The organism is Arthrobacter sp. StoSoilB20 (assembly GCF_019977295.1).
In the GTDB taxonomy this organism is placed as follows: domain Bacteria; phylum Actinomycetota; class Actinomycetes; order Actinomycetales; family Micrococcaceae; genus Arthrobacter; species Arthrobacter nicotinovorans_A.
Genome location: NZ_AP024651.1, coordinates 1,557,251 through 1,569,418, shown reverse-complemented (window position 1 = coordinate 1,569,418; position 12,168 = coordinate 1,557,251). Strand labels below are relative to the sequence as shown.

The following is a 12,168-nucleotide window of genomic DNA, read 5'->3' as shown; positions in this document are numbered from 1 at the left end:
ACCGTGACCCGATTGATTCTTGCCTCCCAGTCCCCCGCCCGCACCAAGCTGCTCACGGAGGCCGGAATCAGGCATGACGTCCTGGTCTCGGACGTTGACGAGGACGCTGTCCAGGCGAAGTATGGGGTCACTGACGCGCACGACACCGCACTCTTGCTGGCCCGTGCCAAGGCCGAGGCGGTCGCTTCCCTCCCAGAGGCTGAGGGTGCCTTGGTAATCGGCTGCGATTCGGTATTCGAGTTCGACGGCGAGTCCCATGGCAAGCCCTACACTGCGGAGGTTGCCCGGGAACGCATGCTGCGGATGAGCGGCTCGCAGGGAGTTCTCCACACCGGCCACTGGCTGATTGACTGCCGGGACACCGCAGCCGACGTGGACGAGGACGCTGAAGATGAGCCTGCCGAAGGCTCGGGTGCCACGGTCGGAGCCGTTTCCAGCGCGGAGGTGCACTTCGCTGAGATGAGCACCTACGACATCGACGCCTACATCGCCACCGAAGAACCCCTGCACTGCGCCGGATCCTTCACAATCGACGGCCTGGGTGGCGCCTTCATCCGCAAGGTCGACGGCGACCCGCACGCCGTCGTCGGGCTTTCCATCTCCACACTGCGCGACTTGCTGGTCCATGCGGACGTGCGGATCACCGAGCTCTGGGACAACGACGAGCAGTAGAAGCCGTTTGTAGCAACCCTACAAAGGAACATCGCCTCACACACGGAATCCCCCATCAATATGGGCGGAACCCTCACAATCGCGCTAGGCTCCTCAAGGACAGAAGGAGTCAACAACTTGTCAGCTAACCCGGCGCAGCCCATTTCCAGCCCTCTTACCAAGGTCTTGATTGCCAACCGCGGCGAAATCGCGGTCCGCATCATCCGAGCCGCCCGGGACGAAGGCATTGCCTCCGTAGCGGTGTATGCCGACCCTGACCGCGACGCACTCCATGTCCGCCTTGCCGACGAAGCCTACGCTTTGGGGGGCAACACCGCCGCCGAGTCGTATCTGGTGATGGACAAGATCATCGACGTCGCCAAGCAGTCCGGCGCTGACGGTATCCACCCCGGCTACGGCTTCCTGGCCGAAAACGCCGAGTTTGCGGCCAAAGTCATCGAGGCCGGTATCACCTGGATCGGCCCCTCCCCCGAAGCGATTTCAGCCCTTGGCGACAAGGTCCAGGCCCGCCACATCGCCGAGAAAGTGGGCGCTCCCCTGGTCCCCGGTACGGCCGACCCCGTAGAGTCCGCCGACGAAATCTTGAAGTTCGCCGAGGAATTCGGCCTTCCCATCGCCATCAAGGCTGCCTTCGGCGGTGGCGGGCGCGGCATCAAGGTTGCCCGCACCATGGAGGAAATCCCGGAGCTCTACGAATCCGCGGTCCGCGAAGCCATCGCCGCTTTTGGGCGCGGCGAGTGCTTCATCGAGCGTTTCCTTGATGCCCCGCGCCACGTCGAAACCCAGTGCCTGGCCGATGCTTTCGGCAACGTTGTGGTGGTTTCCACCCGCGACTGCTCGCTCCAGCGCCGCAACCAGAAACTTGTTGAAGAAGCCCCGGCTCCGTACCTGAGCGAAGAGCAGAACAAGCGGCTTTACGAGTCCTCCAAAGCCATCCTCAAGGAAGCCAATTACCTCGGCGCCGGAACGTGTGAATTCCTGGTGGGCCAGGACGGCACCATCTCCTTCCTCGAGGTCAACACCCGGCTCCAGGTGGAGCACTGCGTATCCGAGGAAGTCACCGGAATCGACCTCGTCCGTGAACAGTTCCGCATTGCCCGCGGCGAAGCACTCGGCTACGACGACCCCGAGGTCCGCGGCCACTCCTTCGAGTTCCGCATCACCGGCGAGGACCCGGGCCGCAACTTCATGCCCGCGCCCGGCACCATCACCACGCTGAAGAACCCCACCGGCCCCGGCGTCCGGATCGACTCAGGAGTTGAGCAGGGCGACGTCATCAGCGGCAACTTCGACTCCATGCTCTCCAAACTGATCATCACCGGCGCCACCCGCGAGCAAGCCCTCCAGCGTTCGCGCCGTGCGCTGGAGGAGATGGTGGTTGAGGGTATCCCCACCGTCATCCCCTTCGACCTCGCGGTAGTCACCGACCCCGCATTCGCACCGGCGGAAGGCTCGTTCAAGGTGCACACCCGCTGGATCGAGACCGAGTTCGTCAACAGCATCCCGGCATGGTCCGCCAACGCAGCAGGCGCTGAAACGCCCGACGCCGGTGAGCGCCAGCGCGTCGTCGTCGAGGTTGGCGGCAAGAGGCTCGAAGTGGTTCTGCCCTCCGGACTGGGTGGTGGCACCGCAGCAATTTCCAGCGGTTCAGGCACCAAATCCGGCAAGTCCAAGAAGCGCTCCCGCTCGGCCGGCGCCACCGCTGCTGCTGCGGGCGGCAATGCACTCACCTCCCCCATGCAGGGCACCATCGTCAAGGTAGCGGCTTCAGAGGGTGACGTCGTGGCAGAGGGTGACCTGATCGTGGTCCTGGAAGCCATGAAGATGGAACAGCCGCTGACCGCCCACAAGGCAGGCACCGTGCGCGGCCTCGCTGCCACCGCTGGCGAGACGGTCGCAGCTGGTGCGGTCATCGCCACCATCGAGGACTAGCGCAAAGCACCCGAACACGACGGCGGCTCCGCACCTTTGGTGCGGAGCCGCCGTCGTTAAGGGGGTGCTTAGGCTACGTTGTTTTCGTAGTCCGTGTCCTTGGTTTCGCGCGTCAGCCACAGCGCGATGAACGTCACCACAGCAGCGGCCGCCATGTAGACGCCCACCAGCCAAGTGCTTCCGTTCGCTGCAGACCAGAGGGCAATTGCCACGAACGAGGCAGGGGCCGCGCCGATCATGGAAGACAGGTTGTACGCCACCGCAGAGCCGGTGTAGCGGACATTGGCCGGGAACAACTCGGGAAGAATCGCTGCCATGGGGCCGAAGGTCAGGCCCATCAGGGTGAAGCCGACGATCAGACCCACCATTGCGGCTCCCTGGCCGGGACCAAACATGGTGAACCAGAGCGCACCGAACACGAAGATGCCGGCGGTGACGCCCAGCAGGAACTTGCGCCGGCCCCACTTCTCAGCGAGAGGTCCGGAGACCACGGTGAAAATGCCGAAGAATACGACGCCGATGATCAGCATCCAGAGGAAGTCCGAGCGGGTGATTCCCAAGCCGGGAACAAACGCCGCGATCTGATCTGCCGTCATGGGCTTGCCGGCCTTTTCCGCTGCCGCTTGGGCGCCGGCCAGCGTGGGCTTGGTGCCATAGGACAGGGTGAACGTGGTCATGATGTAGAAGAGCACGTAGGTGGCAAACATGATGAAGGTACCGGCCACGACGGGACGCCAGTGGCTCTTGAGGGTGGCTGCGAGCGGCAGCTTCTGCACCTTTTCCTGCTCGATGACCTTGGTGAAGGACACGCTCTCCACCAGCTTCAGGCGAACGTAAAGGCCCACGATGACCAACACTGCGCTGAGGATAAACGGTACGCGCCAACCCCAGGCGAGGAACTCTTCGGCACTCAGGGCAACGTTCATCCAGATGAAGATCACGTTGGCGATGATGAAGCCGATGGGTGCGCCCAGTTGGGGGAACGTTCCGTAGATGGCGCGTTTGCCCTTCGGCGCGTTCTCTGTGGCGAGCAAAGCCGCACCGGACCATTCGCCGCCCAAAGCGAGGCCCTGGAAGAAGCGGAGGACTACGAGCATGATCGGAGCCAGGACGGCCCATCCCGGCATGGAGGCCGTGGGCAGGAGTCCGATGAGGAAGGTCGCAATACCCATGGTCAGCAGCGATGCGACCAGGGTGCCCTTGCGTCCGATCTTGTCGCCGAAGTGGCCGAAGACCACGGCACCGATGGGACGGGCAAAGAAGGCAACACCGAAGATGGCGAACGCACTGAGCAGCGCATTGATGTCCGTGGCATCAGGGAAGAAGAGCTTCGGGAAGACGAGTACCGACGCGGTGGCATAGGCGTAGAAGTCGTAGAACTCGATCGTCGTGCCGATCAGGCTCGCGAAGATCACCTTGCCCCGCGAGTTCACTGGCTTAGTGGACTCGCCTTCCTTGGATGGTGCAGTGGAAGACATGTATTTGCAGCTTTCTTTCACGCCGGCAGATGCCTCTGGAGCCTACCCGGCGATGGATTATTCGAGAGTTCAATAATAGTTCCCGCTGTCCATTGACTGGACAACCAAGTCCAGCATGCGGACAATCGGAAAAATCCCACACTGTGGTCCGCGCCACATTACCTCACCAGCGTCTCACTCGCCGGTGACCCCGCCGATAGGGAAATGTCACAGGCCGTTTACAAACAGCGACAGTGCGCGAAATGCGCCAAACCTACCTTGGAAGAACAACGTCCCCCACCAAGGAGGCACTTCCGTGACTGTTGACCGCACCGCAGATGCACTGGCCCCCATCCAGTCCACTGCCACCGCCGCTCCCGCCCTCGAACACCGCCCCGGCCGCTGGATCGCCAACTGGGACGCCGAAAACAAGGGCCAGTGGGAATCCGAAGGCCGGTCCATCGCCAAGCGCAATCTCTACTGGTCCATCTTCGCCGAATTCCTCGGCTTCGTCGTCTGGCAGCTGTGGTCCATCGTGGTGGTCCAACTCCCCGCGGCCGGCTTCCGGTTCGATACCAACCAGATCTTCTGGCTCATCTCCATCCCCAGCCTCGTGGGCGCCACGCTTCGTATCCCCTACACGTTCATGGTTCCCAAGTTCGGTGGCCGGAACTGGACCATCGTCTCAGCGCTGCTCCTGCTCATTCCCACCACCGGGCTTGCCATCTGTGTCTCCAACCCGGAAACACCCTTTGGCGTCATGCTCCTGGTGGCCGCCCTCGCCGGCTTCGGTGGCGGCAACTTCGCCAGCTCGATGGCCAACATCACCTTCTTCTACCCGGCCCGCGAAAAGGGTTGGGCGCTGGGCCTGAACGCTGCCGGCGGCAACCTCGGTGCCGCCGTCGCACAGCTTGTTGTCCCCATCGCCATCACGCTCCTGGCCGCCGGAACCGTCAACCTGCCCATGGCAGGCATCATCTGGATTCCGCTGATCATCATCGCCGCCTTCGGTGCCTACAAGTACATGAACAACCTCACCAACGCCAAGGGTGACGTGGCCGGTTCGCTGGCCGCACTGAAGGAACCTCACCTGTGGATCATGGCGTTCCTTTACATTGGAACGTTCGGCTCGTTCATCGGCTTCGCCGGCGTCTTCCCCAAGTTGATCAAGGACTACTTCCCGGACTTCTCCTCCATCCACGTCGGAGCAGTGGCACTCTCGCTGGCGTTCCTCGGCCCCCTGGTCGGCTCCCTGGCCCGCCCCTACGGCGGACGCATGGCCGACCGCATGGGTGGCGCCCGGATGACCATTACCTCGTTCGCTTCCATGGCAGTCATCACGCTGACCATGATCTGGACGCTGCCCCTGAAGAACTTCTGGCTCTTCCTCACCCTGTTCCTGTTCCTCTTCCTGGCCAGTGGGTTCGGAAACGGTGCAACATACCGCATGATCCCGGTCATCTTCGCAACGTCCAGCCGGGCAGCACGCTCCGGAGCATCCAGCGCGGCCACTGCACGACTCGCCGCTTCCTCCCTGGGCCTGATCTCCGCGATCGGAGCCTACGGCGGCTTCGTAATCCCACAGGTCCTCAACGCTTCCAACTCGGCCAGCGGCTCCTACACCCCGGCGTTCTACGGATTCGTTGGAGCCTACGTCCTGATGCTCGCCGTCTGCTGGGTTTGCTACATCCGCCCGGCACAGAAGCGCAACACGATCGGACACATCTAGATGCCCAACGGCGCCGATACCCACTGCCCCTACTGCGCGCTCCAGTGCGCCATGACGCTGACCCCGACTGCCCTTGCAGCCCCGGGGACAGCGGCCACGAACGCACCCACCGCAGAAACGGCGAAGCCTGAGCTTCCCTTGGAAGTTTCCGGGCGCGACTTCCCCACCAACCGGGGCGGGCTGTGCCGTAAAGGCTGGACATCGGCGTCGTTGTTGCGTCACAACGGGCGCGTCACCGAGCCCATGCTCAAAGGTTCCGACGGCGTTCACCGGCCCGTCTCCTGGGACCAGGCCCTCATGCTCATCACGGCAGCGGTCAAGGAGACCCAGCAGCAGTTCGGGAATGACGCCGTGGGAGTTTTCGGCGGCGGCGGCCTCACCAATGAGAAGGCCTACCTGCTGGGCAAATTCGCCCGGCTGGCCCTGCGCACCTCCCGCATCGACTACAACGGCCGGTTCTGCATGTCCTCCGCTGCAGCTGCCAGCAACCGGGCCTTCGGCGTAGACCGCGGCCTCCCTTTCCCCGTCACGGACCTGGACACGGCCTCGGTGATCCTCATGCTCGGTTCCAACGTAGCCGAGACCATGCCACCGTTCGTCCAGCACCTTCAGGGCGCCCGGGACGCCGGCGGGTTGATTGTGGTGGACCCCCGCCGCTCGGCTACTGCAGCGTTCACGTCCGACGGCGGCGGCCTCCACTTGCAGCCGACGCCCGGCACTGATTTGGCGCTGCTTTTGGGCATCAGCCACGTGGTGGTGCACGAAGGGCTGGCAGACGCTGACTACATCGCCGCCAACACCAGCGGGTACAAGGCGGTAGTACGCAGCTTGTCTGCATTCTGGCCGGAGCGGGTGCAGTCCATCACCGGCGTCCCAGCCACCCTCATCCGGGAAACTGCCCGCCGCCTGGCGCAAGGAGCCCGCGGCCACGGCAGCTATATCCTCAGCGGCCGCGGCGTGGAACAACACGTTGATGGCACCGACACCGCAACTGCAGCCATCAACCTGAGCCTCCTCCTGGGCCTGCCCGGCTCCGCCCGCAGCGGTTACGGCACCCTTACGGGCCAGGGCAATGGGCAGGGCGGTCGCGAACACGGGCAGAAAGCCGACCAGCTTCCGGGCTACCGCAAAATCACCGACTCCGCGGCCCGCGCCCACGTTGCCCGTGTGTGGGGCATCGAGGAGTCGCTCATCCCCGGACCCGGGCTCCCCGCCGTCGAACTCCTCAAGTCCCTTGGCAAGCCCGACGGCGTCCGGTGCCTTTTCGTGCACGGCGCCAACGTGGTGGTCTCGGCGCCCGATACCAACGCAGTGATTGAAGGGCTCCGCAGTTTGGATTTCCTGGTGGTCTGCGATTTCTTCATGTCAGAAACCGCTGCCGAAGCGGATCTGGTGTTGCCCGTGACACAGTGGGCCGAGGAAGAAGGCACGCTCACCAACCTCGAGGGACGCGTGATCCGCCGTCGACGCGCACTCTCGCCTCCCCCGGGTGTTCGCAGCGAATTGTGGCTCATGGCCCGGCTGGCGGAGTTGCTTGAGGCTCCTTCGACGTTCAGCGATGATCCCGAGACTGTTTTCGAAGAGCTGCGCCTGGCCTCTGCCGGTGGCTTGGCTGACTATTCAGGCATCGACTACGCCATGCTGGATCGGGGCGAAGCCGCTTATTGGCCCTACCCTGCAGGCAGTTCCGGGACGCCGAGGCTCTTTGCCGATGGCTTTGCCCATGCTGATGGACGGGCCGTCATGGTTCCGGTGACCCCGTCCAAGCGGGCTGTCCGTTCGTTCGCGGATGACTCCCTGGCACTGGCAACCGGCAGGCTTCTGGAGCACTACCAATCCGGAGCCCAGACCCGGCGCGTCAGCGAACTCCTGGCGTCCCAGCCGCAGGCCCGGCTCCTCATACACCCGGGCACGGCGGCCACCCGCGGCATTGCCAACGGCGACTACGCCACCGTGACCAACGAACGCGGAGAAGTGCTCTGCCGTGCCGAGCTGAGCACCGCGGTCCGTCCGGATACGGTCTTCCTGCCGTTCCACTTTCCCGGCCAGGAAAACGCCAACCGGCTCACGGAAGCAATCACTGATCCCATCTCCGGCATGCCGGAGTTCAAGACCAGCCGGGTGTGGGTCCGGAGGGCAGTGGCTGCGCAAGCTTCACCGGCCATTCCCACAAGCAGTCCAGCCATGGCCGGTTTGCCGGTAAACGCCAAGGAGGCCTCATGAGTGAGCGCATTGTTGTTGTTGGATTCGGGCCGGTGGCCGCGCGTCTTGTGGACGAACTGCTCCCTGCCGTCCGCGCCGGGCTGGTGCAGCTTCTGGTAGTAGGTCAGGAAACTGAAGCGGCGTACAACCGGGTGATGGTTGCTGAGCTCGGCGTTGGACGCACCACTGCGGAGGCCTTGGCCATGGCCGATGTGTCCGAACTGGAAGCCGACGGTGTTGAGGTCCGGCTGGGCATCAAGGTCAAAAGGATCGACCGCGCCCGCCAGCTGGTCATCCTGTCCGACGGTTCCTCCGAACACTATGATCGTCTGGTATTCGCCACCGGGTCCCGTCCAGTGATTCCCAACCTCACCGGCCTCAACCCCGACCCGTCCCGGCCCGTCCTTCCATCCGGGGTTACTGCTCTGCGTGATTTGCAGGATGCTGCCGTGCTTCGTTCCGCCGTGGCTGAAGGTCAACGCGTGGTGGTCCTGGGCGGCGGGGTGCTCGGGCTGGAAACCGCGTTGGCTGCCGCGGAAGAAGGCGCCCAGGCCACGGTGGTCCACAACGGGCCCTTCCCACTCGGCAGGAGCATCGACCGCGGCAGTGGCTCCGTCCTGACCAGCAGCCTGCGTTCCCGCGGCGTCCGGGTGGCCGGCAACGCCCGCTCCACCGGCGTGGAGACGGCCGGACCTGGCGGCGCCTTCTCCGCTTTGCTGTTGGATGACGGCTCGGCAATCGACGGCGACCTGCTCGTGTTGTCCTGCGGTGTGCGCCCCCGGACCGAGTTGGCGGAAGGGTGCGGGCTTCCTACCGCCACGGGGATACTGGTGGACCACCACCTCCGGACCTATCACGAGCCACACATGTTCGCGATTGGTGACTGCGCCGAAGTGCACTGCCCGGATGCGTCGTGTGTTGACTGTCGGACTGCTTCCGGCCCCTCCGGTCTTGTTGGTCCCGGCTGGCGGCAGGCTGAGTGGTTGGCCGAGTACCTTGTGGTCCTTGCCCGTGACGGCCAGGAAGCAGCAGATACCTTGGAAGCCCTGCCCACGGAGAAGCCCGGAGTGGTTGTCCTGAAGGCACGCGGCATCAACCTGGCCGTGGCAGGCGATAACCAAGCGGATCCATGGGACGAGGAGTTGCTGGAGGCCGGCGCAACCTCCGGACGCCCCCGCCGCCAGATTTCCCAGTGGGCCGATCCCGAACACGGCCGCTACGTGAAAATGACCACCCGCGGCGGAGTGCTGGAAGGCGTGGTGGCCGTGGGCATGCCCCGGACCGCCGCCGAGTTGGTGGTGCTCTTTGAACGTTCCTCGGAGCTGCCTGCCGACCGGTCCCTGTTGCTCCGCCTGGATGGACCTGACCAGCTTGATGCCGACGCCACCAGCAACGACCCCCAGCGGACTGTATGCCGCTGCGCCGGGGTGAGTGCGGCCAGTATTTCGGAGTCCGTGGTGCACGGTTGCAGCTCCGTGGGCGAGGTCTCCAAGGCCACCCGCGCCGGAACTGGCTGCGGAGGATGCCACGAGGACATCAAGGGGATCATCGAGAAGCACTTCCAGGCAGCCGCCGCGTAGCTGTTGGCGGGGGTGCCCGGCCCCCGATTCGAGAGTCCCCTGCTCAGAGTGCCGCGCGCAGGTTCCCCACGGGGGTGCCCGGCCCCCGATTCGAGGGTCCCCTGCTCAGAGTGCCGTGCGCACGGCATACTTTGCAGCGAAGCCCCGAAGCGGCGCCTTAGACTGCTCGGGTGAACGTATCTGAGCAGGCACCAGGGGTATTTTTCGTGGAGGGACCTGCATCCAACTGGCTGATCGTGCGGGATGCTTCGGGATTCATGCTGATCGACGGCGGCTACCCCGCCGACCGTGACCTGGTCTTGGAGTCCGTGCGCGGACTGGGCCTGGAACCCGCCGATGCAAGGGCCATGCTGATCACGCACGGGCACGTGGACCATACAGGATCCGCGGCGTACTTCTCACGGACTTTCGGAACACCCATTCTGTGCTCCCCCGAGGAACTCGCCCACGTCCAGGGCAAGGAGAAGCATCAGGTCACGTTCGGCCAGGTTCTCCTACGTGCTTGGCGTCCCCAGGTTTTCCGTTGGATGCTCCACGTGATCAAGGCCAAGGCGCTTCAGGCAGAACCAGCCACGCGAGCCGAGGCCTGGATGTCTGAAGCACTCCGCCACCTGCCCGGAAAGCCGGAGGCCATCCTGTTGCCAGGGCACACCCCGGGCAACGTTGCTCTCTTGCTGCCGGATGCCGGCGCCATTGCAGTGGGCGACACTTTCGTCAGCGGACACCCCATCAGCCCGAAGTCCGGTCCGCAGATGTTGCACAGGATGTACCACTCGGACGCCCGCCGTGCCCTCACCTCGGCACTCTCGCTGGGCGCGCTCCAAGCCACTGAGCGCGCCACTGTCCAGGTCACCGCCCAAGCCAACGAGCCCGCCACCGCCCAAGCCACTGGGCAAGCCACTCCCCAAGCCACTGAGCCCGCCACCGCCCAAGCCAACGAGCCCGCCACCGCCCAAGCCACTGAGCGCGCCACTGTCCAAGCCACTGTGATCCTGCCAGGCCACGGTCCCGCACTGCACATGCCATTGGCTCAGGCAGTGCGCGCGCTGCGTACGTAGGAAGCAGAAACGCCCGTTTCGATGGCTTGCTGCGCAGGGTGCCGTGCGGACGGCATGATTGGCAGCGAAGCCCCGAAACGGGCGTCCACTTTGGCTGGCGGTTACATGTGAACGTGCAGGCGCCGCGCAGCTTCCGAGATGGATCCGGTCAACGACGGGTACACCGTGAAGGCGCTGGCCACGTCATCAACGTGGAGCTTCTGGGTTACCGCGACGGAGATCGGGAAGATGAGCTCGGATGCGTTCGGCCCCACCACTACGCCACCGATCACGGTGCCGGAACCCTTGCGGGCGATGATCTTGACGAACCCGTCCTTGGTGTTGCGCATCTTGGCGCGGGCGTTGCTGAGCAGGGACAACATCACAACATCGCCCTGGTATTTACCCGAGGCCAGATCGGCCTCGGACACACCCACGGAAGCGATCTCCGGGGACGTGAAAATGTTGGAGGCCACTTGGTTGAGCTTCAGCGGCTTCACGCCGTCGCCCATGAAGTGGGCAATAGCGATACGCCCCTGCATGGCCGCGACCGAGGCCAGGGCGAAGACGCCCGTGCAGTCGCCGGCAGCATAGATGTTGGGAGCTGTGGTGCGGGAAACGCCGTCCACCTTGATGTGGCCGGACTCCGTGAGGGTCACGCCGGCTTCTTCAAGCCCAACACCGGCAGTGTTGGGGATGGAACCAACACACACCAGGCAGTGGGTACCTGTCACGATCGATCCGTCACCCAAGGTGACCTTGACGCCGTCGTCCGTTCGCTCCACCGCGTTGGCGCGGGACTTGGAGAGGACGGTGACGCCGCGGCGTTCAAAGACGCCTTCGAGCAACTTGGCCGCATCCGTGTCCTCGCCGGGGAGGACCTGGTCACGGCTGGAGATCAGGGTGACCTTGGAGCCCAAACCGTTGTAGGCCGAGGCAAACTCGGCGCCGGTGACGCCCGAACCCACAACGATCAGTTCTTCGGGAAGCTCATCCAGGTTGTAGATCTGGGCCCAGTTGAGGATGCGTTCACCGTCGGGCTTGGCGGTGGGAAGTTCACGCGGATGTGCGCCTACAGCCAGCAGGATGGCATCGGCGTCAATGGTCCGGGTGCCCTCGAGCGTGAGGACCTCGATGGTGTTGTTGTCCAGCAACTTGCCGGAGCCGATCACGATCTCCACGCCCAGGCGCTCCAGGCCGGCACGGATGTCCTCGGACTGTCCATGGGCCAGGTTCAGCACGCGATCGTTGATGTGCTTGAGGTCTGCACGGGGCTTGGAAGCCGAGCCGTCGCCGTCAAACTTCACTCCGAGCTCATCCGCCTCGCCAACGCGGGTCATGAGGTCGGCGGTAGCAATGAGGGTCTTGGAAGGCACGACGTCGGTCAAGACGGCTGAGCCGCCGAGGCCTGCACGCTCAACGATGGTGACGTGGGCGCCGAGCGAAGCAGCCACCATGGCAGCTTCATATCCGCCGGGACCACCTCCCAGGATCGCGATACGGGGGGCACTGAAGTCAACTTGGGTGGTCACAATCCTCAATTCTCGCTCATTGCCGCT

Annotated in this window: 8 protein-coding genes; 6 read left to right on the top strand and 2 right to left on the bottom strand. The window is 64.3% G+C overall.

The features are described from left to right. The first annotated feature begins 3 nt into the window (after positions 1-3). Complete coding sequence (locus tag LDN85_RS07145) at positions 4-672, top strand: nucleoside triphosphate pyrophosphatase (protein WP_026542735.1); 669 nt, start codon at positions 4-6, stop codon at positions 670-672. Positions 673-732: 60 nt separating this feature from the next. Next, the gene (locus LDN85_RS07140) at positions 733-2,604 is read left to right on the top strand and encodes a biotin carboxylase N-terminal domain-containing protein (protein ID WP_223944991.1); all 1,872 of its coding nucleotides are present in this window, start codon (positions 733-735) and stop codon (positions 2,602-2,604) included. A 68-nt stretch (positions 2,605-2,672) separates the two neighbouring features. Here the strand turns inward: LDN85_RS07140 and LDN85_RS07135 are convergent, their stop codons facing one another. Beyond that, positions 2,673-4,082, bottom strand: coding sequence for an MFS transporter (locus tag LDN85_RS07135; protein WP_223944990.1), 1,410 nt, complete (start codon positions 4,080-4,082; stop codon positions 2,673-2,675). 295 nt (positions 4,083-4,377) lie between these two features. Between LDN85_RS07135 and LDN85_RS07130 the strand changes: the two genes are divergently transcribed. The 4 genes from LDN85_RS07130 to LDN85_RS07115 all read left to right on the top strand — a co-directional run bounded on the left by LDN85_RS07130 (position 4,378) and on the right by LDN85_RS07115 (position 10,630). Next, positions 4,378-5,790, top strand: coding sequence for an MFS transporter (locus LDN85_RS07130; protein WP_223944989.1), 1,413 nt, complete (start codon positions 4,378-4,380; stop codon positions 5,788-5,790). After that, a complete protein-coding gene (locus tag LDN85_RS07125; RefSeq protein ID WP_223944988.1) occupies positions 5,791-8,013 on the top strand; it encodes a molybdopterin oxidoreductase family protein in 2,223 nt (740 codons plus the stop codon). Further along, positions 8,010-9,572, top strand: coding sequence for an FAD-dependent oxidoreductase (locus LDN85_RS07120; RefSeq protein WP_223944987.1), 1,563 nt, complete (start codon positions 8,010-8,012; stop codon positions 9,570-9,572). The genes LDN85_RS07125 and LDN85_RS07120 overlap by 4 nt, the downstream gene beginning before the upstream one ends. Positions 9,573-9,742: 170 nt before the next feature. After that, positions 9,743-10,630: an MBL fold metallo-hydrolase gene (locus LDN85_RS07115; RefSeq protein ID WP_223944986.1), complete on the top strand. Its 888-nt coding sequence runs from the start codon at positions 9,743-9,745 to the stop codon at positions 10,628-10,630. A 101-nt stretch (positions 10,631-10,731) separates the two neighbouring features. On the opposite strand, the gene LDN85_RS07110 is transcribed toward LDN85_RS07115, so the two are convergent. Beyond that, positions 10,732-12,141 carry an NAD(P)H-quinone dehydrogenase gene (locus LDN85_RS07110; RefSeq protein ID WP_026542741.1) on the bottom strand — a complete coding sequence of 470 codons (1,410 nt, stop codon included), beginning with the start codon at positions 12,139-12,141 and terminating at the stop codon, positions 10,732-10,734. Between the last annotated feature and the right edge of the window lie 27 nt (positions 12,142-12,168).

What these genes read in the sequence shown, in the direction of transcription:
- LDN85_RS07140 (WP_223944991.1), top strand. Translation starts at nt 733, where the DNA reads ATGGGCGGAACCCTCACAATCGCGCTAGGCTCCTCAAGGACAGAAGGA.
- LDN85_RS07135 (WP_223944990.1), bottom strand. Translation starts at nt 4,082, where the DNA reads ATGTCTTCCACTGCACCATCCAAGGAAGGCGAGTCCACTAAGCCAGTG.
- LDN85_RS07125 (WP_223944988.1), top strand. Translation starts at nt 5,791, where the DNA reads ATGCCCAACGGCGCCGATACCCACTGCCCCTACTGCGCGCTCCAGTGC.
- LDN85_RS07120 (WP_223944987.1), top strand. Translation starts at nt 8,010, where the DNA reads ATGAGTGAGCGCATTGTTGTTGTTGGATTCGGGCCGGTGGCCGCGCGT.